General features: G+C 45.9%; 19 protein-coding genes. 11 read left to right on the plus strand and 8 right to left on the minus strand.

Translation table 11 applies throughout. From position 1 onward, the window contains the following. Window positions 1-69 precede the first annotated feature (69 nt). The 4 genes from ALT761_RS00480 to ALT761_RS00495 all read left to right on the plus strand — a co-directional run bounded on the left by ALT761_RS00480 (window position 70) and on the right by ALT761_RS00495 (window position 5,474). A complete protein-coding gene (locus ALT761_RS00480) occupies window positions 70-1,404 on the plus strand; it encodes an amidohydrolase (RefSeq protein WP_129735655.1) in 1,335 nt (444 codons plus the stop codon). After that, on the plus strand, window positions 1,397-2,674 hold the full coding sequence (locus ALT761_RS00485; protein ID WP_129735656.1) for an amidohydrolase family protein: 1,278 nt from the start codon (window positions 1,397-1,399) through the stop codon (window positions 2,672-2,674). The genes ALT761_RS00480 and ALT761_RS00485 overlap by 8 nt, the downstream gene beginning before the upstream one ends. Window position 2,675: 1 nt before the next feature. Continuing rightward, the gene (locus ALT761_RS00490) at window positions 2,676-4,415 is read left to right on the plus strand and encodes an amidohydrolase family protein (protein WP_172602829.1); all 1,740 of its coding nucleotides are present in this window, start codon (window positions 2,676-2,678) and stop codon (window positions 4,413-4,415) included. An 84-nt stretch (window positions 4,416-4,499) separates the two neighbouring features. After that, a complete protein-coding gene (locus ALT761_RS00495; RefSeq protein ID WP_129735658.1) occupies window positions 4,500-5,474 on the plus strand; it encodes an N-formylglutamate amidohydrolase in 975 nt (324 codons plus the stop codon). Window positions 5,475-5,476: 2 nt separating this feature from the next. Here ALT761_RS00495 and ALT761_RS00500 read toward each other — a convergent pair whose 3' ends face one another. The 8 genes from ALT761_RS00500 to ALT761_RS00535 form a co-directional block, all read right to left on the minus strand. Further along, the gene (locus tag ALT761_RS00500) at window positions 5,477-6,346 is read right to left on the minus strand and encodes an electron transfer flavoprotein subunit beta (RefSeq protein ID WP_129735659.1); all 870 of its coding nucleotides are present in this window, start codon (window positions 6,344-6,346) and stop codon (window positions 5,477-5,479) included. Next, a complete protein-coding gene (locus ALT761_RS00505; protein WP_129735660.1) occupies window positions 6,339-7,757 on the minus strand; it encodes an electron transfer flavoprotein subunit alpha/FixB family protein in 1,419 nt (472 codons plus the stop codon). Before ALT761_RS00505 ends, ALT761_RS00500 begins: the two co-directional genes overlap by 8 nt. Next, window positions 7,750-9,732 (minus strand): (Fe-S)-binding protein, encoded by a 1,983-nt coding sequence (locus ALT761_RS00510; RefSeq protein ID WP_129735661.1) that lies wholly within the window; start codon window positions 9,730-9,732, stop codon window positions 7,750-7,752. The genes ALT761_RS00505 and ALT761_RS00510 overlap by 8 nt, the downstream gene beginning before the upstream one ends. Window positions 9,733-9,810: 78 nt before the next feature. Further along, window positions 9,811-11,871, minus strand: a complete 2,061-nt coding sequence (gene dgcA, locus ALT761_RS00515) for a dimethylglycine demethylation protein DgcA (protein WP_129735662.1) — start codon at window positions 11,869-11,871, stop codon at window positions 9,811-9,813. Window positions 11,872-11,987: 116 nt separating this feature from the next. Next, a complete protein-coding gene (locus tag ALT761_RS00520; RefSeq protein ID WP_129735663.1) occupies window positions 11,988-12,518 on the minus strand; it encodes a 4-vinyl reductase in 531 nt (176 codons plus the stop codon). Window positions 12,519-12,520: 2 nt separating this feature from the next. Continuing rightward, the gene (locus ALT761_RS00525; RefSeq protein WP_129735664.1) at window positions 12,521-13,501 is read right to left on the minus strand and encodes a dipeptidase; all 981 of its coding nucleotides are present in this window, start codon (window positions 13,499-13,501) and stop codon (window positions 12,521-12,523) included. A gap of 429 nt (window positions 13,502-13,930) precedes the next feature. Continuing rightward, on the minus strand, window positions 13,931-15,001 hold the full coding sequence (locus ALT761_RS00530) for a GlxA family transcriptional regulator (RefSeq protein ID WP_129735665.1): 1,071 nt from the start codon (window positions 14,999-15,001) through the stop codon (window positions 13,931-13,933). Between the two features lie 271 nt (window positions 15,002-15,272). After that, a complete protein-coding gene (locus ALT761_RS00535; RefSeq protein WP_129735666.1) occupies window positions 15,273-16,571 on the minus strand; it encodes an aromatic ring-hydroxylating oxygenase subunit alpha in 1,299 nt (432 codons plus the stop codon). 340 nt (window positions 16,572-16,911) lie between these two features. On the opposite strand from ALT761_RS00535, the gene ALT761_RS00540 reads away from it, so the two are divergent. The 7 genes from ALT761_RS00540 (at window position 16,912) to purU (ending at window position 26,021) form a co-directional block, all read left to right on the plus strand. Further along, a complete protein-coding gene (locus ALT761_RS00540; RefSeq protein WP_129735667.1) occupies window positions 16,912-18,009 on the plus strand; it encodes a hybrid-cluster NAD(P)-dependent oxidoreductase in 1,098 nt (365 codons plus the stop codon). A 370-nt stretch (window positions 18,010-18,379) separates the two neighbouring features. Next, window positions 18,380-19,633: a serine hydroxymethyltransferase gene (gene glyA, locus ALT761_RS00545; RefSeq protein ID WP_129735668.1), complete on the plus strand. Its 1,254-nt coding sequence runs from the start codon at window positions 18,380-18,382 to the stop codon at window positions 19,631-19,633. Between the two features lie 96 nt (window positions 19,634-19,729). After that, window positions 19,730-20,980, plus strand: coding sequence for a sarcosine oxidase subunit beta family protein (locus ALT761_RS00550; RefSeq protein ID WP_129735669.1), 1,251 nt, complete (start codon window positions 19,730-19,732; stop codon window positions 20,978-20,980). Between the two features lie 17 nt (window positions 20,981-20,997). Further along, window positions 20,998-21,291, plus strand: a complete 294-nt coding sequence (locus ALT761_RS00555) for a sarcosine oxidase subunit delta (protein ID WP_129735670.1) — start codon at window positions 20,998-21,000, stop codon at window positions 21,289-21,291. Continuing rightward, complete coding sequence (locus ALT761_RS20735; RefSeq protein WP_129735671.1) at window positions 21,288-24,458, plus strand: sarcosine oxidase subunit alpha; 3,171 nt, start codon at window positions 21,288-21,290, stop codon at window positions 24,456-24,458. Before ALT761_RS00555 ends, ALT761_RS20735 begins: the two co-directional genes overlap by 4 nt. Beyond that, the gene (locus ALT761_RS00565) at window positions 24,451-25,092 is read left to right on the plus strand and encodes a sarcosine oxidase subunit gamma (RefSeq protein WP_197724984.1); all 642 of its coding nucleotides are present in this window, start codon (window positions 24,451-24,453) and stop codon (window positions 25,090-25,092) included. The genes ALT761_RS20735 and ALT761_RS00565 overlap by 8 nt, the downstream gene beginning before the upstream one ends. Window positions 25,093-25,130: 38 nt before the next feature. Continuing rightward, window positions 25,131-26,021 (plus strand): formyltetrahydrofolate deformylase, encoded by an 891-nt coding sequence (purU, locus tag ALT761_RS00570; protein WP_129735672.1) that lies wholly within the window; start codon window positions 25,131-25,133, stop codon window positions 26,019-26,021. Window positions 26,022-26,099: the final 78 nt, after the last annotated feature.

Raw genomic sequence — 26,099 nt, forward strand, 5'->3', positions numbered from 1 at the left:
CACACTGGAGAACCAGTGTGTGTTTTTTTAGATGAAAGCATCCAACCTGTATCTTCGAAAGGAACCAAAATGCAACTAAACTCCCTGCTTATTTTTGTAATAAGCATGCTAGTGGCTAGCAGTATATACGCAGAACCTGACGCTCCGTATCCTGCAAATTATCAACCACTTCCCTCTACCAGTGTCGCTATTGTTGGTGCCACGATTATGCCTGCAGATGGTGAGGAATTTATCAACGGAACCTTAATTATCCGTGACGGGAAAATTGCCGAAATGGGGCAGGATGTTCCAATACCTTCAGGGATGGATGTCATCAATGCTCAGGGAAAATGGGTCACGCCAGGCATTATCGATATGCACTCGCACATTGGTGCCTTTTCTTCTCCTAGTATCCCATCAATGCGAAATGGAAATGAAAAAACCGAAAAGAATACTGCCGAGGTATGGGTAGAACATTCTATTTGGCCTCAAGACCCCGCATTTCAACGAGCAAGAGAAGGGGGCGTTACCACAATGAATATTTTGCCCGGCTCTGCAAACTTATTTAACGGGCGCTCTGTGGTAGTTAAGAATATTCCCGCTGTTCGTGTTCAAGACATGAAAGTGCCTAACGCGGTAAAAGGGGCAAAGTTAGCGTGTGGTGAAAATCCCATTAATTACGCTGCACGCGGTAAAGACCCATTCACTCGCATGGGCAACATGAAAGGGTTTAGAAATGCATTTATTGATGCACAAAGTTATTTAAAGAAAAAGCAAAGTGGTGAAATTAAGCAAGATCTTGAGTTGGAGACAATTTCGGGAATTCTAACGGGTGAAATCACCACACATATTCATTGTTATCGCGCCGACGAAATGGCCACTATGATAGAACTTTCTCACGAATTCGGATTTAAAATTGGCACGTTTCATCACGCTACACAAGCTTATAAAATTGCCGATTTATTAGCACAAGAGGGAATTGCTGTAGCCACTTGGTCAGATAGGTGGGGGTTTAAAATGGAAGCTTATGATGCCGTACCATTAAATGCAGCATCGCTTGAGTGGGCGGGTGTGCAAACGATAATCCACTCCGATAGTAGTATATTGGCTCAAACGCTAAATGTAGAAGCGGCAAAAGCGATGGCGCAAGCAAAGCGTGCTGAGAAGAATATATCTAGAGCACAAGCATTGAAATGGGTAACACTGAACCCTGCTGAAACTCTAGGTATAGCCGATCGAACTGGTAGTTTAACGAAAGGTAAGTCTGCTGATATTGTTATCTGGAGTGACGACCCGTTTAGTATTTTCGCAAAAGCCGATATCGTGATGATTGATGGAGTGATTGTGGTAGACCGTTCTGCTCCCGTTTCTGAAACGTCTGACTTTTTAGTTGGGCAGTCTATGGAGGAGCTGGAAAATGAATAAGGTCTCACTACTAGTTATTATTCTTGCCGCCTCGTTTTTGCCACTTACTTTTGCCGATACCATTTTACTTAAAAATGGGCATGTAATTACGGCTGGGGAAGTGGGTACATTGAAAAAAGGTGATGTACTCATTGTCGATAATAAAATTGCGCAGGTAGCTAAAAATATAACAATACCTAAAGGCGCTGAGGTTATCGATTTAACCGGAAAAATAGTTACTCCTGGCTTTATTAACGCTGAAACCTTGTTGGGGATCACTGAGATATCAGGTGGTGCGAATGCGTCAGAAACGTCTTCGAATGATAAGGATTTTACCGCTGCCTATAATGTCGCTGATATTATCAACCCATACTCAACTGCGGTACCCATAGCACGTCGAGGTGGTGTAAGTAGTGCAATAGTGGCTCCACGAAGCAGTAAAGAATCACACTACGCTGGGTTAGGCGCTTGGTATTCGACCCACGATAGTAATCAACCTCAATGGGTTGTATCGGGCAAAGTTTTGTACTGGGACATGAAAGCCGTTTCAAGTGGGCGAGGGGCAACGCTACCTCGTTTACGAGCAGAATTAGCAGATGCAATTGCTTTTTCTAAAGACGAAGATAACGCTAATGTAAGTAGCTATAAAGCGAAACGATGGTCGTTATTCGACCTTCAAGCTTTAGCGCCTGCCATGCAAGGAAAAATACCTTTAGCTTTTCGGGTTAACCGCGCCTCGGACATCACGGCCATTTTAAAAATAATAGCTGATACCAATATTCGTGCGGTTATCGTGGGTGGCGCAGAGGCGTGGATGGTCGCAGACTCTATTGCTAAAGCCGGTGTGCCTGTACTTTTGAACCCTACAGACAACCTTCCCAAAAACTTCGACGTTCTTCATGCCATAAACGAAAATGCGTCAATATTACATAAAGCGGGTGTGCCCATTATTATTGGCGGTGCAACTTCCGCCCACGATAGTGGAAAGATTCGCTATTTCGCTGGTAGAGCGGTAGCGAATGGTTTACCGAAAGATATTGCTATTAATGCTATCACAAGCACTCCAGCAAGGGTTTTCAACCTTACTAATGTAGGCACCATTACAAAAGGAATGCGAGCAGACATTGCTATTTGGGATGGGGACCCACTAGAGCCTCTAACTCAAATCACTACCTTATATATTAACGGTAAATCGCAATCGCTAGTTACCCGTCAGGACCTTCTAGAGCAGCGTTATATTAATGCTGCAACAAACTATTTTTCCAATACGGCCGAAAAGGAACAACAGTAATATGAAAAAATCAGCAGTATTTCTTACAAACGTATTGGGTTTACATATCGCCCTAGTTGCCAGTGCAAACGCGACCACCACTTTAATTGATGATGTTACCGTATTTGATAGTACTGGTAAGGCTCCTTATGTGAGTGATGTGATTATTGAGAATGGACGCTTTGTATCTATTGGCAAAGATCTAAGCAAACCTGATGGCGCTTTGGTGGTTGATGGTAAAGAGTTGAGTATGGTAGCGGGATTAACGGATGTTCACGTACATTGGACCGCAAGTCGCGCTGAAGTAGCAACCGCTTTGCTAGAACATGGTGTAACCACGGTTACCGACTTTCATTCATCGCCAGATTCCTATGCGTCTAAACGCAAATGGCATGAAAGTTTAATTTCCCCTCATGTTGCGTATGCGGCCCGTATAGCTCCTCCTGGAGGTCACGGTGCCGATTGGGCCGATGAGCGTATGACAAGACTAGTGGCGTCGCCCGAAGAGGCGCAAAAAGTCATGGAATACTTAGATACCTACCAGCCCGATGTAGTGAAAGTGTTCGCAGATGGGTGGCGCTATGGTAACCCTAAAGAAGACACGGATATTAGCCTTCATGCGTTAAAAGAAATTACCAAACAAGCAAAAATGCGGGGCTGGCCGGTATTAACTCATACGGTTTCAGTCGACGGTGGTAAGCGCGCTGCTCTAGGGGGAGTATCTGCCATTGTTCATGCTATTCAAGATGAGCCTACCAGCGATGAACTCCCTGGTTTGTTAGTCGATAACAATGTGTTTTACGCGCCAACGTTGGCGGTATATGAGTTACGCCCAGATAAACTTTCGGGTTATTCAAAAATACAAATAGCGGTAGGGAAGAACAGACAGAAGTTTTCAGAGCATAACCTTCAAGCATTCATGGAAGCTGGGGTTAAACTAGCGCTAGGTACCGACTCAGGTATTGGTCGCACGCCATTTGGTGAATCTAGCGTGCATGAAATGGAATTGATGGTCGACTTTGGTGTGTCAGCAGCTGACGCCTTGATTGCAGGAACAAAGGGCAGTGCAGATGCGTTAGGTTTAGCGAGTGACCGTGGCACCATTGAAGAGGGTAAGCGAGCCGACTTCGTTCTTGTAAAAGGCTCTCCGTGGCAAAATATTTCAGATTATCGCAACATCAATGCCGTCTTTATTGATGGTGAGCAGGTGGTAGAAAACGGCAACTTAATGGGGGCGCAAGGGCCAGATACACCGCCAGCCTCCCCAGCTAAGCGGTTAATAGACGACTTCGAACGCGAAGACGGTAAAACCCAGTACGGTACTTTGCGTAAAAGCGATATCGACTACAGTTTCCCCCGTAGTCATGTACTCATGACAACTAAGCCGGGTGCGAAAGTGAACGATCATGACTTAAGTGTCGCGATAGAGCTTGAAAATAAACCTAAACCTAAAGCGGGCGTTATATTTCCGCTATCAGATGGAAGTTTCTACCCTGTAGATGCCGCTGAATTTAACGGTATTGCCTTTGAAATTAATGCAAAGCCCGGTGTGTATATTGTTGCTTTAGACAGCTACGGCGGCAAAGGAACCGTTACGATTGATGTAATCGATGGCTGGCAGAACGTTGTACTGCCTTTTGATAGCTTTACAGGCGAAGAACCTTTAGATATTAATCGTTTACTTAGCTTATCGATTAGCGTAGCAGGCAAGGGTGAAGAAGCCTATTGGATGGAATTGGATAACGTAATTTTTAATAAATAGCCAATAGAGTTGTGCGTTAGGGCTGACTAGCGCACAAGTTTTCATTCATGTTTTGGGTAAATGTATTTTAGGGTGTAGGTGAAAATGCTTCAGGAACAAAAGAATAAAAGTGTGTTGAGTAAGTGTGGGATGTTTGGCTTACTGGCTGCTGGTGTGCTTTTTCAAATTGGCTGTGCTGGTAACAAAGATATGCAAATAGAGGCCGCTGAGGTGTCTACCAACAAAACCAAGTCAAATGTGATATTCGACGATAGTTGGCTAAATATTGTAGAAGGTAATATGCCGCTCGTTATCAGCGCGCCACATGGTGGCACTATTAAACCCGATAGCATTAAAGATCGTACATGCGGTACAGGCGTTAAAGACGATAATACTGCTGAGCTGTCGTTTGAAATTGAACAGGCATTTGCTAAGCATGATAAAAAGCCATATTTGGTGGTAGCAAAAATTGCTAGAACCAAGATTGATCTCAACCGTGACTTAGAGCAAGCCAGTTGCAAAAATGAAGAGGTGGCTTATACATGGGGGCAATATCACAAGGCTATTGAATCTGCCATCGACGAGGCTATTGAAACATTTGGATATGCTTTGTATATCGATTTACACGGCCAAAGTCACCCCGTTAGACGCTTAGAACTAGGCTACTTATTAAAGACCCCAGCCCTTGAAGCAAATTACAAAGGTACTGATGCAGTGAAGAATAGCGAGTCTAAAACCTCTATTCAAAATCTGATTAACAACAGTGAAAATCTTACCGTAAAAGCAATGCTAACCGGCGAAAATGCCTTTGGTACTATAATGGAAAAATCTGGCTTTCCTGCAGTACCAAGCTTTAACGACCCTTTCCCTAAAGAGGGTGAGGCTTACTTTACGGGCGGTTATAACACCAGAAGATATACATCACCAGATTATCCGAACGTTTTTGGAATGCAAATAGAAGCTAATTTTCACGGTGTGCGTAATTCACCAGAAAATAGAGCGAAATTTGCTAAAGCATTTGCGCAGTCTATGAATGAGTATTTGGCGTTTATTGAAGCTAATTTAACACGAGTTAAATAAGCCTATAACACCTTCTCATCCTTTAGCATTTTCAAAATAGCTTCGGCGGCTTCTTGGTTGTCGTAAATCACTTTTCCTGCGCCGCCCTGGGCTTTAGCGGTGGCGGCTTTAAATCTATCGGCTGCGGTTTTGGCTTTTACTATTTTTAGCCGTTTGGGCCGTGGTTGAGCTGGGGTTATTTCCCAATCGGTTTGCGTGTTCTTGTTAGTAATAATACCAGTATCAGTAGTACCTTCATTAGAAGAGGTGCGCCCAATATTACCAGTGAGCGTAGGTGTGCTAGTGGCTTCTACTACCGTTATTTTGCCGCGCATAGCTGCACCAAAGGCACTTTGGCGGGGCGCTTGGGCGGCCATATCCACGGTGGCCACGAAAGGCAGTTTTACACGTACTTTTCTGCGTTGGCCTCGTGGTAAAGCTTGAAGTAATTCTGCGAAGCCAGCTTTTTTATTTACGCTTAATATCTCGGTAATGTTTGGTACTAACGCCATATCTATATTTTCAGCTAACACGTAAGGCAACATGCCGGACGATTCACCGTTTTCGGCGCGTATGCCTGTGAGTATTATATCTGGGCTGCTTTCAGTAAGGTTGGTGGTTAACACGGTAAGGCTATCGGTTTCTTGCGGTACGTTGAATACCTTAATTTCAGGTAGGCCCATGCCTAAGTAGTCTTTTAATACGGTGTTGGTATGTTCATTGTTGGCTGCGCCTGCGTGCATAACCTGTAACTGAGCATCGGGTAAATTTAGCCCAATTTCTATTGCTCTAGCATCTTGTTCGGCTCGCCTTGCGCGACGGGATAGCGGGTGCTCACCCATAGACACCAATACTGTTATGTTCACATTTTCTTCGCCAAGCAATTTATGCATGATGGGCTTCCAGTACGTTCGTAGGCGTTGCTTGATATGGGGTTAACACTGAAGTGTCGCTGGTGGCATTTTTGTTTTTCTGGTCGTCTTTCTGATTGCCTTTGAGTGCGCTTTTTTGCTCATGTACCAAATCGAGTAACGCGGCTAATATTGCACTGCTATCGCCTATGGCACTTAAGTCGGCGCGCTTAACCATGTCGCAGCTATCATCAGTATTAATAGCAATGACTTTGTTGCACTTTGCTATGCCTTGCATATGTTGAATAGCGCCCGATATGCCTACCGCAACATATACGTTTGCGGTAACCCAAGTGCCGGTTGCGCCCACTTGTCGTACCCGTGGCATAAAGCCATCGTCTACCGCTACGCGGCTTGCGCCTTCGGTAGCCCCTAATAGTGAAGCGGCGTGATGGAACTGATCCCAATCGGTAATGCCGTTGCCACCCGATAAGATAAAACCTGCTTCGGCCAAATTGATATCGTTAGGGTTCACGCTCACATTGCCTAAGTCTTCAATTTTTTGTTGTCTGGTACTTTCCAAGATATGTTCAGGCGCATGTTTACGTTGTTGCTCAAGGGTCGCACTTTGTAGGTCAGGTGCGTTCTGTATTACTAAAGGGGCGCATTCGTGGCGAGTGTCGCTTACTGGCTCACAGCATTCTTCTAGCACCAGCATAATATTGGTTATAGGGCGGGCAATATCAGTTTTACCTGCGCTGCCCCGGCATACTATTTGGTTGTTATTCACTTTCCATACATTGCTGGCCACAGTGGTACTAAGCTTTGCGGCTAGTCGGCGGCCTAAGTCTGCGCCGCCATGAATGCTATCTGGAAATAAAATATGCTTGGGGTTTAACTGGTTTACTAGCCGATATACATCGGCGCACCGCTGATCAGGGTTGTAGTGCTGATATTCATTACCTTCAAAATTTACCAGCCTGTCTATGCCTGCGGTGTCGAGTTTTTCTTCACTAATGGCATCAAAGAATACCGCTACTACTGCGCCTATAGCGCTCTTCTCCATAAGCGCAGGCTGGGTTGCCAATTTATGTGCTGAGCCTAAAGTATCTCTGTCATGGCTAGATAACCGCCCTGAAACCCCATCTACCACCACTAGAATATAAAAATCTGGGTGCGCCACTTTGTGTAGCGGTAGCAATATCTCTTCTTGGGCTGCTGACTTGCCGGATTGCGCAGTTTGTCTACTTAGCTGTTTATATGAATCCGCTGTGCCCGACCTATCAATTCGCTTTACGCCGTTAGGGCCAATAAAGCCTATGGTGTGTACGTTTTTGCGTAATAGGCCGCTGGGGCCTCGTTGAACTAGCAGGCCTTCTGGTACATGTAATGGATGAAGCCTGTTTCGGGCAATCCACTGCGCTCGCGGGTCGCGACGAAATAGATTAGACATCGGCGGTTTCTTCTACTAAAACCAGGGCATCTAACATTAGCTCGGCAATGTCTTTTACTTGTGGGCGTGGCTCTACAACGCCCTCTAGCATTAAGCTACATTGCGGGCAGCCTACCGCGATAATGTCAGCCTTTGTGGCTTTAGCATCTTCCATTCGCATATCGGGAATGCGCTGAGTACCGGGTATATCGGTAACGGGGGCGCCGCCACCTCCGCCGCAACAGCGCGCTTTTGTTTTGCTTCGCTCCATTTCCTTTATGTGAATACCCATGGCTTCAAGCAAGTACCTAGGGGCGTCGTATTCGCCGTTGTATCTGCCTAAATAGCAGGGGTCGTGATAGGTAAGCGATAAGGCTTTGTCGGTGCTTAAGTGTAACTTTTGATTTTTTACCAATTCGGCAAAAAAGCCGGTGTGATGATACACATCGTAATGGCCACCAAAGTCACCATATTCATTTTTAAGGCAATGAAAGGCATGAGGATCGGCGGTAACAATATGCTTAAATTGATATTGCGCCATGGTGGCAATATTGGTTTTCGCTAAGCGCTGAAAGGTGGCTTCGTCGCCTAGTCTGCGGGCGGGGTCGCCACTGTCGCATTCGCTATCGCCTAGCACGGCAAAATCCACATTAGCAGCCCGCAACAAACTTACCATGGCGCGCAAGGTGCGTTGGTTTCGCATATCGAAGGCGGCATCGCCTATCCATAATAATACGTCTGCTTTCTCCACTTGTTTGCCAAATACCGGTAAGTTCTGATCGGCTGCCCAGTTCATTCGGCTGTTAGGGGCATAGCCGTTGGGGTTGTCGGTGGTTTTTAAGTTCTCAAGCAACTCAGCACCTTTGCCCGGAGTTTGGCCTTTTTCTAAGGTTTCAAAACGGCGCATATCAACAATGGCGTCTACGTGCTCAATCATCATAGGGCATTCCTGCACACAGGCGCGGCAGGTGGTGCAAGACCATACCGTTTGCGAAGGTACTAGCACGTTCACAATAGGAATAGTGGGGCTGCCTTTATAGGTGCTGGCTTTATGTGTACTGGTTTTATTTATAACGGAGTCAGCACCGGGGTAGGGGCTGCCAGCAAATTGCGCAGTACTGCCGCCGGCCATACCCACTACCATATCTTGAATAAGTTTTTTGGGGTTAAGTGGCTGGCCTGCAGCAAAAGCAGGGCAGGCTTTTTCGCACCGGCCACACTCTACACAAGCGTCGAAACTCAGTAACTGGTTCCATTTAAAGTCTTCGGCCTTTTCTACGCCTAGCTTCGTTTTTTCAAGGTTAATGCTTTCAAGGTTAATACTTTCAAGGTTGATGCTTTTAAGGCCTGTAGAACGCCCGCCGCCAAAACGTTCTTGCCTGCGGTGAAAGCCTAAATGCAGTGCGCCCGCGAAGGCGTGCTTCATGGGGCCGCCCCAGGCCATGCCCAAATACATCTCCCCCACGCCCCAGCTTATGCCAAGCAATAACACTACGGCCAATAACCAACCCTCTGTATTTGCGGGTAATAGCCCGGTGGCAGGTAAGCTCAAAATAAAGAAGCTACTTGCATAGGTTAACAAGCTATAAGGCAAGCGCGACCACGGCCCTTTAGACAAATTAGGCGGTGGGTTCCTGCGCCGTAAAAACACAAACACAGCACCAATAAACATAAGAGCGCTACTGGCCAGCAGCGCATAGTTTAAAATAGCGCCAGTTATGCCAAATAGGTAAATGCTTAGCACTAAAACAGTAGTTAAAACAAAGCCGCCCGCGGTAGCGACATGAGTATTTGAAATGTATTTGTCGCTAGCTACTACGTGATGAAGATCTACCAAATAGCGCCTTGGAATAGAAAGTAACCCCGCCCAATGCACAGTAGAAGCTTGGCCTTGCCGCCACAAACGCACGCGGCGAACTGCTCCAATTAGCGTAAGCAGTACCGACACTAACAGCAGCACAAATAATACAGTCGGTAAAAAATCATCAGCAAACATGACACAACCTACGGTGGTTAGATTTCTTATTTTTAATTACCAACCCCATGCGGTGATTGGCTGTGTACAGAGCTTTCATTAGAAATCTTTGCATAGCCTTAATGCGTCATAAATGGCGGCGTGAGTATTACGCTGGGCTACACAGTCGCCAATTCTATACAGCAAATAGCCGGCCGCTTCTTCTGCAAGCATAGGCTGAGGTTTTGCGCTGTATAGCGCTTCAATATCCATTTGCCCTTTGTTGCGAGAATCTTGTTTTAGTTGGTAGTACAACAGCTCATCGGGGCGAGTACCGTTTTCTACCACAACTTGATCCACCACCCGTTCTTCTTGTTGCCCGGTGTATTCGTTTTCAAGTACGGCCACGAGTTTGTCGCCTTCCTTGTATACTTTTTCGAGTAACAAATCAGAGGTCATAATCACCTCTCGCTCGTACAAGCTGCGATAGTATGTGGGGAAGGTAGTGCCGCCCACCGCTGCACCTGGCTTAATATCATCGGTAACCACTTCTACTAATGCGCCATTGTGGGCTAAGAAGTCGGCAACCGATAACCCGCTGAATTCGCATATGGTGTCGTACACCAATACGTTTTTACCCGGCGAAACTTCCCCATTTAAAATATCCCACGAGCTGACTACTAAGCCGTCATCAGCTCCCCAATGCGGGTTTTGGTTAATGAACGGTGTCGCGCCGGTGGCCAGAATAACCACATCGGCATTAAACCCACGAATACTGGTTTCATCGGCGGCGGTATTAAGTTGAATATCTACGCCTAAGCGTGCGAGTTCTAGTGCGAACCAGCGGGTAATACCGGCTATTTGGTCGCGCTGCGGTGCTTTGGCTGCAATAGAAATTTGCCCGCCTAGCTCACTGCTTTTTTCTATTAGGGTTACTTTGTGGCCGCGTTCTGCGCTAACTCGCGCCGCTTCCATGCCCGCAGGGCCGCCGCCTATAACTACTACTGTGCGAATAGGGCCGTCGGTTTTTTGAATAATGTGGGGCATGGTAGATTCACGAGACGTTGCCGCATTTTGAATACACAGCACATCTAACCCTTGATATTGGCGGTCTATGCAATAGTTCGCGCCCACACACTGCTTTATTTGATCTACCTGGTTTAGCTTAATTTTGGTAATAAGATGCGGGTCGGCAATATGCGCGCGTGTCATGCCTACAAAGTCTACGTAGCCCGCTTCTAGTATGCGCTGCACTTGGTTAGGATCTTTAATGTTTTGGGCATGCATTACGGGCACGCTCACCACTTCTTTAATGCCTGCTGCTAAGTGCAAAAATGGCTCTGGCGGGTAGCTCATGTTAGGAATAACGTTAGCGAGGGTGTTGTGGGTATCGCAGCCCGAGCCCACTACGCTGAAAAAGTCGAGCAAGCCGGTATTGTTGTAATACGCGGCTATTTCTTTCATGTCGTCGTGGTTTAAGCCATCGGCGTGAAATTCGTCGCCGGTTATACGTAAACCTACAGCGAAATCGCGGCCTACTTCTTCGCGTACTGCTTTTAATACTTCCATACCAAAGCGCATGCGGTTTTCAAAGCTGCCGCCCCATTCATCGGTGCGCTGGTTTACCCGTGGGCTCCAAAATTGGTCGATTAAATGCTGATGTACGGCGGAAAGTTCTATGCCGTCTAACCCGCCAGCTTTAGCGCGGCCCGCGGCTTTGGCGAAGTCGCCAATAATGCGCTGCATTTCTTCAATTTCAATGGTTTTACAGGTAGCGCGGTGTACCGGTTCACGAATGCCGCTTGGGCTAAGTAGGGTGCTCCAATTACCGCCATCCCACCGAGAGCGTCGGCCCATATGGGTAATTTGAATCATAATTTTGCCGCCGTGTTTATGCACGGCATCGGCTAAATTTTGAAAATGAGGGATTATTCTATCGGTAGATAAATTAACTGATTTCCACCAATCTTGAGGGCTATCAATAGATACCACGCTCGACCCGCCACAAATACAAAGCCCTACGCCACCTTTGGCTTTCTCTTCGTAATATTTTACGTAGCGTTCTGTGGTCATGCCGCCTTCGGTGGCATACACCTCTGCGTGAGCCGTACTCACTACACGGTTTCGAATAGTCAGTTTATTAATTGCTAATGGCTTAAATAAGGCTTCAAACTGCGCCATGGTGTTCCCTCAAGAAATACGTATTCGCTGCAGTGCTTTTGTTTACTACGAGCTGTGTGCTACCAGCTCCAGCTACATATGCCACGTGCAGCGTGTTTCAGTTATCATTGTTGTGGCTACAGAGGAGACACTTCAAAAATGCCATAGTCGCAGCCTTCTTCGGCAGCGCATTGGGTTTGTTCAGCTTGGGTTTTTACTGTGTACCCTAGGCTTTGGGCAATTTGATCCATAGCGCCAGCAAACCAACCGGTAAACATGTAATCAACCTTGCGATTTACGTTGCCGTACTGATATACAAAGGCGGAATTCTCTAACCGAACCCGGGCAGTGCCAGCTTCTAAATTGAGCGCTTCGGTAATGAAAAAGCCCCAGCCGCGCTGAGATAAACGCTTCATGTAGTGCTCAAATACCGCCTCGCCCGATATACCGTGGGCTTCCGCTTCTTTTTCGCACCAGTAATAGGCCGATTTGTAGCCTGCTTTATAAAGAATCTCGGCGTATTTTTCTGCGCCAATTTCATCTTCAATACCCATATGGTTATTCACAAAGAAATGTCGTGGTACATAAAGCATGGGCAGGGCGTCGGTGGTCCATACGCCGGTTTCATCATCGACTTGTATTGGCATTTCAGGGCTGTGATACGACATAGTTATTCTCCCCACACTTGTTTTAAAACGTTAACCCAGTTTTCACCCATCACTTTTTTGATTTTTTGTTCCGACCAACCGTGCTTTAACATGGTGGCGGTTAGGTTGGGGAACTCGCCAAGGGTACGAATACCCAATGGGTTCACAATTTTTCCAAAGTTAGTGAGGTTACGTGCGTAACCTTTATCGTGAGTAAGCATGTCGAAGAAGGCCTTGTCGTGGCCTTGAGTGAAATCTGTGCCAATACCAACGCAGTCTTCTCCTGCAATATCAATCACGTAGTCCATAGCTTCTACATAATCGTCTACAGTAGAATCTATGCCTTTAGCTAAGAAAGGGGCAAACATGGTTACGCCAATAAAGCCGTTTCTGTCGGCGATGAATTTCAGTTCTTCATCTGACTTATTGCGAGGATGATCTTTTAACCCTGAAGGTAAGCAGTGGGAGTAGCACACAGGTTTATTAGACGCTTCAATCACTTCAATTGACGTTTGAGGGCCAACATGGCTTAGGTCGCACATAATGCCTACACGATTCATTTCGGCTACAATTTCTCGGCCAAAACCCGATAAGCCGCCGTCACGTTCATAGCAACCCGTACCCACTAAGTTTTGTGTGTTGTAGGCCATTTGCACTATGCCAATACCCAATTTTTTGAATATCTCTACATAGCCGATTTGATCTTCAAAGGCGTTCGCATTTTGAAACCCTAATATAATGCCGGTTTTACCAAGGGCTTTCGCGGTAGCGATATCAGCAGTTTTGGTTACCGGCATGATTAAGTCGCTGTCGGTTTCAAAGTACTGATTAAATTCCACAATGTTGTCTATGGTGCTTTTAAAACCTTCCCATACAGATACGGTGCAATTTGCTGCGGTTAGGCCGCCGCGATGCATATCTTCAAACAAATCTCGGTTCCATTTAGCTATCACTAAACCGTCGAATATTATCGAGTTGTCGTGCAACTCTTTTGCGTCTTGCATGGGATATTCCTTAACTAAAAGCCGCTTTTGAAATGTGCTTCGTGCTTACGATTTAAAAATTAGAATATCACTAGCAAAATGGGCGATTAGGGCTAATACGACTCATTATTTGCTAAATGCGTCGTGTCCCCTAGTTAAGTGCTGTTACGCACAGTTAAGTGCAGATAAGTAAAATTTAATATCGATGAGAAATTCCCTGATGAAAGGTTAAGAAATAAATAGGCGAGGCAGCGATAATTTAAAGGGTATGAATGTAAAGGTGGCTTTGAATTGAAGGAGGTAATAAAAAGGTTATTCAGTGCGGCTTGGGGGTATGGTCTATAAATAGTGACTTTCTGAGTAAGTGGGTGTTTACTACAGTGTTGCTACCTCAGGTGTTAACTGAGGCAGCACACTCTTATTTCTATTAAAGCCTAAGAAGACGCAGAGCTAGCCGCATTCCAATTGAGCCGGGGGAAATTGGTGAAGTTGCACTGTGCCATAGGTCGATTCGCCGCCACTGGCGTTTTCGAATTGTAGTCCTCGGTTTGCGCGTTCTTCTCGCGGTGGAATTTTAAACGCGTTTCGATAGCACTTGCTAAAGTGAGGGGTAGAAACAAACCCACAGCAAATAGCCACTTCAATAATAGAAATATTGGTTTGCTTAATAAGCTGCCTTGCGCGAGTTAAACGAATTTGCATGTAATACCGATGGGGAGAACAATGCAAATAACGCTGAAACAAACGCTCTAGCTGACGGCGCGATAAATTCACAAAACCGGCTAGCTCGTTTAGGTTCAAAGGCTCTTCAATATTAGCTTCCATCAAATGCACGATATCTTGAAGCTTAGACTGATTCGCACCAACGACATGCTGAAGCGGAATGCGCTGCATTTCTGATTCGTCGCGAATATGTTCATGGGCAAACATTTCACAAATCGCAATTTGCAGTTCTTTTCCGTATTCTCTGCCAATAAGACAAAGCATTAAATCCATAGGGGCTGTGCCACCGGAACTACACCAACGTTTATGTTCAATGGTGTAGAGTTGGTTGGTGCTTTTAATTTTGGGGAAGTCTTCTTGCCAGCTGGCTAGCATTTCCCAGTGAATGGTGCAGTTTACGTTATCTAGCAAGCCCGCTTTTGCTAATGCATAACTTCCGGTACAAATGCCACCAAGAATCACGTTTTTTCTGGCTAAATAATTTAACCAGTTTAAATCGAGTTTAGTAATACCTTCTTTTACCGCAACGCCGCCACAAACCATCACCGCCGAGTAGCTTTCATGGTTTTCGTATCGTGCGCTCACGTTAACACTCAAGCCGTCACTAGCAACCACGGGTTCACCGCTGGCGCTTATGGTAGCCCACGTGTACAGGGTTTTACCTGATAGGTGGTTTGCCATGCGCAAAGGTTCAATGGCAGATGTTAGCGCCATCATGGTAAAATTTGGCAATAACAAAAAGCCAATATGGCGAACACGATCGCCTTTTCCTTCGTACTTTGTCTGTATAGGTAGCATTGCCTTAGCCTCTAGCATTCCATGTTTTTATTATTTTTAATGGTTTTTTATTCGATAAAAGATCGACTCAAACAACCGTCAGATTAGCGATGAGGCTATGTGACGATTATTGAATCACTACAGGCAATTGCAGTATAAAAATAACGACTTTATCTATTCTAATTGCGTCATTTTTATTCAAAACACAAAGTTATTGATGTTTTATTGCACATAACGAAAGTTTTTTCTACAAGGAATGTGCAATCTCATTTATTTAGCAAGGTCGGTCAGCTTAGCCAGTGAGCCCATTAGATGTAGTAAGCTCTCTAGAAGCAGCAATGTTCACTTGCATGGTGTAACTAAACCAGTCGATAAAGTTAATTACCCCAAACTCATAAGTGGCAGAATAAGGACCTGGTTGATAGGCCATAGAATTAATGCCTCGTTGGTTGTTTTCTACCAAACGTCTATCTTGCTTATTAGTTTCATCCCATACGTAGGTAAGTCTATCAAGGTCGTAATCTACCCCTTCAACCGCGTCTTTGTGTACAACCCACTTTGTGGTTACTTCAGTTTTGCGTGGGCCAAGGGGTTTAACTTGAAAAGCAACAATGTGGTCGCTTTGCGCATGGTTCCACGAATTAGGCAGGTGCAAAATACGCATTGAACCTAACTCAGGGTTTTTAATTCGTCCCATCAGTTTTTTAACCGCAATTTTACCGTCTACGGTCATGACATGGGTGCCTTCTTTTAACGGCATACGAACAATGCGGTTGCGCTTAGCGTATCCGTGAGAAACATGCTTATGAGGAATGCCTTCTGCGTCCCATAGTGCCTGTTTCGATGCCACTAAAAACTTAAACTCATCGCTTGCTCTTGGGTCTTCCGTGTCGTCCCATTCCAACAATGAACCTAAAAGTTCTGGGTGCGAACCGCTACAGTGATAACACTCTCGATTGTTTTCTATTACCAGTTTCCAATTTGCTTCTTCTACTATGGTCTTTTCAACAGCCACTTTTGCGTTTTCTAAATCGTAGGGTTCAAGGTAATGGGTTAGATCTTCAAAGAAATCATCAATATTGGTTGGATTGTCACTAAGAGAGATATAAATATACCCCCCTGCATTTTTACAATGAACCGGGTGTAAACCGAATTTTGATTTATCAAAATCGTCGCCCATATCGGTGCCAGCGTACAGTAAATTACCATCTAGCTCGTATGTCCACTGGTGGTACGAACACACTAATTTGGCGGTTTTACCTTTTTCGGTTAAGCACAGCTTCGAGCCGCGATGTCGGCAAACATTATGGAATGCACGAACTTCACCATTTTGATCACGCACTATAGTAATGGGGCTATTGCCAATTTGCTGCGTCATGAAATTACCTTTTTTAGGAATTTCGCAGCTAAGCCCTACAAACAGCCATTCTTTTTGAAATATTTGCTCCATTTCAATATCGAAGTTGGCTTGCTCGGTGTAGAAAGGCTGGGGTAACGACAGCGAAACAGGGTGCGCTTTTAAGCTGTCAGCTATCGCTTGCTCTTTGGTACAAGGTATTGTCGAACTCGGTATAATATTTAGGTTTGCCATTCTATATGTTTCCTTGCCCTGTATGGTTTCCAGCGCTTTTATAGCGTTAGGCTGGTGAAGTGTTGGTTTTTACAGAGCCGTTGTATGTTCGACATGTGCTCTACCTGGATTTTTTGATTTTGCAGCGCCTTAATGATTAAAGCATTGCCAATAACGACAAAACTAGCGTGCAATTCCGACCTCTGGCGTTTTTTTTGCGCCTGTTTGATTGCGCGACCAAGTTTGGATTTTTGATGTTGGTGTTATTGGTTACAGGCTTGTCGTTTTTGAATAAGTGGGGCAATTCTTACTAGTAGATATTGAGCGCATATCCTGTTTAGTTTTATGGAATGTGTTCGCAATGAGCGAGAATTTTTTAACCGATGTAAATACGCAAAGCTGGGCCAACGGGCGCCACGAAGTGCAGTGCGTTAACGTTATCTATGAAACCATGGACGTGCGCACGTTTTGTTTTAAGGCAAGCTCACCGGTTATGCACTTTTTCAAGCCTGGGCAGTTTGTTACTTTTGAATTGCAGATAAACAGTGAGCAAGTATTTCGTAGTTACACTATTTCGTCTTCACCATCGGTGCCCTACAGCTTTTCCGTTACCATAAAACGCATACCCGGCGGCCAAGTGTCTAACTGGATGCACGACAATTTAAAACTGGGTGATTTACTCACCATTCATGGCCCGGTAGGGGCGTTTAACTGCTTTGATATTGCTAGCGACAAAGTGTTACTGCTATCTGGCGGGGTGGGTATTACGCCCATTATGTCGATGACACGCTGGTGGTACGACACAAACGCGAACGTAGATATCACCTTTGTTCACAGTGCTAGAACACCCAGAGACATCATTTATTACCGCGAACTAAAATTGATGGATGCGCGCATCGATAACTTCAATTTAAATATCGTGTGCGAACGCTATGAAAACGGTGAAAGTTGGAATGGGTATTATGGGTTTGTAGATCAGCGCCAGCTAGAAATTATTGCCCCTGATTTCATGCAGCGAACCATTTTTTGCTGTGGTCCGCCAGCTTATATGGATGCCATTAAAAAGCTGCTCACGGTTGTGGGTTTCAACATGGAAAATTACCATGAAGAAAGCTTTGGCTTACCGCCTACCGAAGCGCATCTAGATGCGCAGCAACAGGCCGATGACAACGCGAATATCGATATTGATACCGACGACTTACTGCAAGTTGAGTTTAGTAACAGCGGTAAATCAATCAAAATTCAACCCGATCAAACCGTGCACACCGCAGCTGCACTTGTAGGCTTGCATATTCCCAAGGGATGCGGGCTAGGCATGTGCGGCACGTGTATGGTGAAGAAAACTGCTGGCGAAGTTGAGATGTCACACAACGGCGGCATTACCGATGAAGACGTGGAAGATGGCTACATTCTAAGTTGCTGCAGCATACCGAAAGGCGATGTAGCGATAGAGTACTAAGCCTGCCATTCAGCATTATCATGACGCTTACTTTCCTACCTAAAAAATTCCGGCTAGCCCGGAATTTTTCGTTTTTGATAACCCTTTATTTACAAGCTTTTTTACAAGCCCTTTTACATGCCAAATGGGTGAATTAGCCCAAGATTTTATGCTGTGAAAAAATGTCGTTAATGGTGGCAATTGTGGCGTTAGCAGAACTATTAGCGAGTAAAACGAGGGCTAATATGCTGCTACAAGAAGTCGAAATAAACAGCAAAAAGATTCACTTTGAATCAGCTAGATACAAAGCGCCTTCGCTGAAAAGTTAGTGTCATTACATTCACATTTATTTACGACAATGTTCGCTGCTGTCGGTGCTGAGGAAAGCATAATGTTTTACAAAGATGATCAGATTGCCGAGTACGACAATGACATTTGGCAAGCCATTCTTAACGAAGAAAAACGCCAACAAGATCATGTTGAACTGATTGCGTCTGAAAACTACACCAGCGCCCGCGTGATGCAGGCGCAAGGCACTCAGCTAACAAATAAATATGCCGAAGGTTATCCAGGCAAACGCTATTACGGCGGTTGCGAACATGTCGATGTTGTAGAGCAACTTGCCATCGACAGAGCCAAAGCATTGTTTTCGGCAGACTACGCGAATGTGCAGCCTCATTCTGGATCACAAGCGAACGCCGCAGTATTTATGGCGTTACTCGAGCCTGGCGATACGGTGTTAGGCATGAGTTTGGCGCACGGTGGGCACTTAACTCATGGTTCGAAGGTTAGCTTCTCCGGCAAAATCTATCACTCTGTGCAGTACGGATTAAATGAAACTACTGGCGAAATCGACTACGACCAAGTAGCAGCCTTGGCGCGCAAGCACAAACCTAAAATGATTATTGCAGGTTTTTCGGCTTATTCACGAGTAGTAGATTGGCAGCGTTTTCGCGATATTGCCGATGAAATAGGCGCATGGTTGTTCGTTGATATGGCGCATGTGGCCGGCTTGGTGGCCGCAGGCCAATATCCTAACCCAGTGCCCATTGCCGATGTCGTTACCACCACCACGCATAAAACCCTTCGCGGCCCTCGTGGCGGGCTTATTTTAGCCAAGCACAATGAAGCATTAGAAAAGAAATTTAACTCGGCGGTTTTCCCTGGCGGTCAAGGTGGCCCATTAATGCATGTTATCGCGGCCAAAGCGATTTCGTTCAAAGAAGCCATGGAGGCAGACTTTGTTGAATACCAAAAACAGGTTATCGACAACGCGCGTGCAATGGCTGATGTATTTGAAAAGCGAACCTACAAAGTGGTGTCTGGCGGTACCGATAACCATTTATTCCTGCTCGATTTAATTGATAAAAACATGACCGGTAAAGATGCTGATGCCGCCCTTGGTAAAGCAAATATAACGGTAAATAAGAATTCAGTGCCTAACGACCCCCAATCCCCTTTTGTAACGAGCGGACTGCGCATTGGTACGCCAGCTATCACCAGTAGAGGGTTTGGAATTAAAGAAGTGACGGACCTAACCCATCGGATTTGCGATGTGTTGGACGACATTCACAGCGAAGACATGATAGCCACTGTAAAAAGTAACGTGTTGGCGCTTTGCGAGGCTCATCCGGTTTATCGATAACGTTTTAGTCATCATTTTTACTATGCCCAGTACCTACAGATGTAGGGGGTATGAATAAATAGATATTGCTGCGCGCAATTAATGAAAGGTAGAACCATGCAAAAATACTCTGGGTTCGGACTGCTAAAGCACTCCTTGAGTCACCACGAAAACTGGCAGCGAGTATGGCGGAACCCAACGCCTAAAAAGCACTACGATGCCATTATTGTTGGCGGTGGTGGTCATGGGTTGGCCACGGCCTATTACATGGCAAAAGAGCATGGCATGACCAATATTGCCGTGGTTGAAAAAGGCTACCTTGGCGGCGGGAATACAGCGCGTAACACCACAATTATTCGTTCAAACTATTTGTGGGATGAAGCGGCGCACTTGTACGAGCATTCTTTAAAATTGTGGGAAGGCTTGGCGCAAGATTTAAACTACAACCTGATGTTCAGTCAGCGTGGCGTTCTCAATTTAGGGCACACGTTGCAAGACATGCGTGATATCGAACGCAGAGTAAGTGCTAACCGACTTAACGGTATCGACTCTCAATTGCTTAACGGTCAAGAAGTACAAGATCTTGTGCCTATTTTAGATTGTTCTAAAAACGCACGTTACCCCGTCATGGGCGCATCATGGCAACCCCGTGGCGGTACAGCTCGTCACGATGCGGTGGCTTGGGGCTATGCCCGCGCCGCTGATGCCTTTGGCGTAGACTTATTACAACAAACCGAAGTAACCGGAATTCGTCGTAAAGACGGTGCAGTTTGTGGTGTAGAAACCAATCGTGGCTTCATTTCTACCAATAAGGTTGCCTGCGTAGCCGCAGGTAACTCAGGTACGCTAGCCAAAATGGTTGGCATGGAGCTGCCATTGGAGTCTCATCCATTACAGGCCATGGTGTCTGAGCCAATTAAACCCATACTCGACACAGTGGTCATGTCTAACCATGTACATGGTTACGTAAGCCAATCGGATAAGGGCGACTTAGTAATCGGCGCGGGGATCGATGGCTATTTGGGCTACGGGCAACGGGGTTCATTCAATATTCTTGAACATACCATTTCTGCCATTATCGAGATGTTTCCTATTTTTAGCCGTGTAAGACTTAATCGTGCGTGGGGTGGCATTGTTGATACCTGCCCTGATGCCTGTCCGATTATTTCTAAAACCCATATCAAGGGGCTGTATTTTAATTGCGGTTGGGGAACCGGTGGGTTCAAAGCTACGCCGGGGTCGGGCCATGTTTTTGCACACACAGTCGCAAAAGATGATCCACACCCACTTGCCAAGGCCTTTGACGTAAACCGTTTCACATCGGGTAAATTAATCGACGAACACGGCGCTGCCGGTGTTGCGCACTAAGTCAGGGAGCTCAAAACATGTTGCATATCTACTGCCCTTATTGCGAAGAATATCGCGAAGAAGAAGAGTTTCACCCCCACGGTCAAGCCCACATTGTGCGTCCGTTAGCGCCAGAATCACTAACAGATGAAGAATGGTCTCAGTATTTGTTCTTCCGCAAAAATCCCCGTGGTTTGCACCATGAAATGTGGGTGCATGCAGCCGGATGTCGAAAGTTCTTCAATATGACGCGACACACCGTGACCTACAAAATACTTGAAACCTACAAAATGGGGCAGCAGCCCAGTATTACTGCTGAGGAAGTACAATGAGCCAAGTAAACCGTCTTGAACTAGGTGGCCGCATTAATAGGCATAAAACCTTAAATTTCACTTTTAATAACAAAACCTATCAGGGTTTTGAGGGCGATACACTCGCCTCGGCATTGCTGGCTAATGGCGTTGATGTAGTAGGCAGAAGTTTCAAATACAGCCGCCCCAGAGGCATTATTACCGCAGACGCCCAAGAGCCTAATGCTATCTTTCAAATAGGCTCGAACGACGCCTCTACTATTCCGAACCCGCGGGCTACGCAAACCGAGCTGTATCAAAACCTAGTGTGCAAAGCCACCAACGGTTGGCCTAACGTGGATTTCGATTTAATGGAAACGGTAGGCAAAGTAGGCGGCGCAGCTATGCCTCCGGGCTTCTACTACAAAACCTTTATGTTTCCGCAGTCTATGTGGATGTCGTATGAAAAAATGATTCGCAAGGGTGCCGGATTAGGCAGTAGCCCGCTGCAACCCGATCCCGATACCTACGACAAAATGCATCATCATTGTGATGTGATGATTGTAGGCGCTGGCCCAGCAGGGCTATCTGCAGCGTTGGCTGCGGCGCGAGCAGGTAGTCGCGTTATTATTGCCGATGAACAAAATGAAATGGGTGGCAGCTTACTGTGCTCTACCCAATTGCTTGATGGCATGAGTGCGTCTGCTTGGGTGGCAAATACCCTAAGTGAGCTGGCACAAAATGAAAACGTTACGCTACTTCCACGTAGTACCGTATTTGGTTATTTCGACCATAACTTTTTGGGTATTAACGAGCGCCGTAGCGATCATATAGGTGAAACCGATAGCAATGGCACCCGTCAGCGCGTGCATAAAGTGCGAGCCAAACAGGTTGTTTTGGCTACGGGCGCTCACGAACGGCCATTGGTGTTTGGTAATAATGATGTGCCCGGTTGTATGTTGGCGTCTGCGGTTTCTACTTATATCAATCGTTATGCGGTAGTGCCTGGTAATACATTGGCCCTAATGACCACCAACGACAACGCCTATAAAGCAGCTATAGCGTGGCATGATGCCGGTAAACAAGTGGCGCTAATTGTAGATACACGACCTAATCCAACAGCAGGTAGTGAAGGCGATTTGGTAAAACAAGCCATGGAGTGTGGCATTAAGGTTTTATTCGGCCACGCCATTATTAACGTGAAGGGCAGTAAACGGGTGAAGTCGGTAGATGTGGCTGCTATTAGCACCAATGGCGAAAAGGTTGAAGGTGAAGTAGTGAGTTACACCTGCGATACCGTAGCCAGTTCTGGCGGTTGGAGCCCTGTACTGCATTTATCGTCGCACACAGGCAGCAAACCTGTTTGGCGTGATGATATTCAAGGCTTTGTACCAGGGAAAACTGAACAAGCACAGCTTATCTGTGGCGGCGTTAATGGCGTATATTCGTTAACTCAGGTGTTGAACGAAGGCATGCAATGCGGTGTTAAAGCAGCGCAAGCTGTTAGTGATGAATCGGTGCAAAAGCCTTTAGCGGGTAAGGAGCCATCAGCGGGTAAAGAGCCTTTAGCGGGTAAAGCGCCATCAGCGGGTGAAAAGCCTTTAGCGGAACAAGAGCTTTCAGCAGAGCTAGAACTTTCAGCACCAACATTAAAGCTTGTAGCGTCTAGCAGTGCGCCTGTTACAAAAGAGCCCGTTGAAGCACCCGCCATGGCACTGTTTCATATTCCGCATGTAAAACCTACCAGCCGAGCCCCAAAACAGTTTGTCGACTATCAAAACGACGTGACCGCGGCAGGTATCGAGCTTGCGAACCGCGAAGGCTTTGAGTCTATCGAGCATGTTAAGCGTTATACGGCGCTAGGTTTTGGAACCGATCAAGGCAAGCTAGGCAACATTAATGGCATGGCTATTACTGCAAAGTCACTAGGTAAAACTATTCCTGAAACAGGCACCACAATTTTTCGGCCTATGTATACGCCGGTTACCTTTGGGGCGCTGTCGGGCAGCGATGTGAAGCACCTTTTCGACCCGGCACGTTTTACCGCCATGCACAGCTGGCATTTGGCCAATGGCGCAGAGTTTGAAGACGTAGGCCAGTGGAAACGGCCATGGTATTTCCCTAAACCAGGGGAAACCATGCAGCAAGCGCTGCAACGTGAATGTTTAGCCACGCGCAATAGCGTGGGTATTTTAGATGCTTCAACGCTAGGCAAAATAGACATTCAAGGCAAAGACGCACGAGAATTTTTGAACCGTGTTTATACCAACCCATGGAGCCAATTAGCGGTAGGGAAATGTCGCTACGGGGTAATGTGTAAAGAAGACGGTATGGTGTTTGACGATGGGGTAACCTCGTGTATTAACGATAACCGCTTTTTAATGACCACCACCACAGGCGGCGCACCGGCGGTATTAAGCTGGCTAGAGTTGTGGCACCAGACAGAATGGCCAGAACTAGAAGTTTACTTCAGCACGGTGACCGATCATTGGTCTACCATGACGATTTCAGGCCCTAATAGCCGCAAAGTGTTAGAAAAGCTTACTGATGCTGATGTGAGCAACGACGCTTTTCCTTACATGGGCTGGATTGCCACAGAAGTGGCTGGTGTGAAGGCGCGTATATTCCGTATTTCGTTCACCGGGGAATTGTCGTTTGAAATAAATGTGCAAGCCAACCATGGCCTTCATACCTGGGAAGCAGTAATGGCTGCAGGTGAAGAGTTCGATATCACCCCTTACGGCACAGAAACTATGCACATATTACGGGCTGAAAAAGGGTTTATTATAGTGGGGCAAGATACCGATGGTTCGGTAACGCCACAAGATTTAGACATGAATTGGGTGGTTGGGAAGAAGAAAGAATTTAGTTACCTAGGTAAACGCTCTTGGACCCGCGAAGATAACCAGCGTAACGATCGGAAGCAATTTGTAGGGTTAAAACCGAAAGATAAAAACTACGTATTGCCCGAAGGCGCGCAGCTTGTATTCGATCCTGATGAAAGTATTCCTATGACCATGGTGGGGCATGTTACCTCTAGCTATTACAGTGCTTGCTTGGGTCACTCTTTTGCATTGGCCGTGGTGAAAGGAGGTTTGCAGCGCATGGGGCAGTCGGTTTTTGTTCCTCTTGCCGATGGCACCACAGTGGAAGCCGAGATATGCAGTTCTGTATTTTATGATGCTAAAGGAGAACGTCAAAATGTCTAATAGGGTTAATGTACAGTCGCCTTTATACCATGCAGATTTTCCGTCATTGGCTTCCCTGGGTTCTTCGGCTTTACCGAGTGATACTTTAACGAGTGATAGAAAAACCGATGGTAGTGTGTGTCTTCGTGAAGCTAAGTTGCTAGGGCACCTTAACTTACGAGGTAATAGTAACAACACAGAATTTAAAGAGGGCGTGGAAAAAGTACTAGGTTTAGCGTTACCGCTAGCCCCTTGTACTTCGGCGCAAAATGACGACGCTACTATTATGTGGTTATCGCCTGATGAGTGGCTAATTATCGTTGAAGGCGGAAGAGAAGAAACAATAGAAGCGACCTTAAGAAAAAGCATCACTGGCCACTTTGCGGTGTCTGACATTAGTGGTGGGCAAACTATTCTTGAAATCAGCGGGCCTGATTGCATTAAGGTGCTGCAAAAATCAACGGGCTACGATTTTCACCTGAAGCAGTTTCCTGTTGGAAAGGTTATTGGTACCGCATTTGCTAAATCGTCTACTCATATTCGCCGCACTGGTGAGTACAGTTTTCAGCTTATTGTACGGCGTAGCTTTGCTGATTATTTTTGGTTGTGGTTGCAACAAAGTAGCCAAGAATATGGCTTGCGTGTAACCCTTTAATTGGGTCTGCATCTTTATATTTCGTGAAAGGAACAGTAATGGCGCTGCCTACAAATACTCAACAACAAAGTGCGCAAGCACAAATTATTACCGCTAGCTGTTCAAGTAAGTTAGGTACGGTAGATGTGGTTACCCGTTATTTGTATCAAAATGGTTTCTACATTACCGAAATTCATTCTTTTGATGATACAGAAAACGGGCAGTTCTTTATTCGTATTGAATTTCGGCCCGACAATGGCGCTGATTTTGACAGACAAGCCTTCTTTGAGGGCTTTAGCCCACAAGCAGATAAGTTCGATATGCAGTGGCAGTTGGTAGCAAAAGCGTATAAACCTAAAATTGTGATCATGGTGTCTAAGCAAGATCATTGCTTAAATGATTTGTTATATCGTTGGCGGGTGGGCAGTTTAGCGGTAGATATTCAAGCTATAGTGTCTAATCACCCCGACTGCGAAAGCCTGGCAAAATGGCATAATATTCCTTATTACCACTTTCCTATTAGCAGCGAAACCAAAGCCGAACAAGAAGCCTTAGTGTGGGGAGTCATTCAGCAATATGATACGGACTTGGTGGTACTTGCCCGCTATATGCAGGTGTTATCGAACGACATGTGCGTGAAGCTAAAAGGCCGAGCCATAAATATTCACCATTCATTGCTGCCTGGCTTCAAAGGGGCCAAGCCTTATCATCAGGCTTATGAAAAAGGCATAAAGCTAGTAGGTGCTACTGCCCATTATGTTAGCGATGAACTAGATGAAGGGCCTATTATCAGCCAAGGGGTGGAAACGGTGGATCATGGTTTCTTACCGCAAGATTTAGCCGCAAAAGGGCGAGATGTAGAGTGCTTAACCCTAGCTCGTGCGGTGCAAAACCACATTGAAAACCGCATATTTCTTTACGGTCAAAAAACCGTGGTGTTCACTAAGTAACGCCACGGCTATGCTAGAAAGCCTATCGCTAGAACTTCACCTTAGTGCTTACATCAAAACTTGAGGTACAGGCTTTTC

The organism is Alteromonas sp. 76-1 (assembly GCF_900654235.1).
GTDB lineage: Bacteria > Pseudomonadota > Gammaproteobacteria > Enterobacterales > Alteromonadaceae > Alteromonas > Alteromonas naphthalenivorans.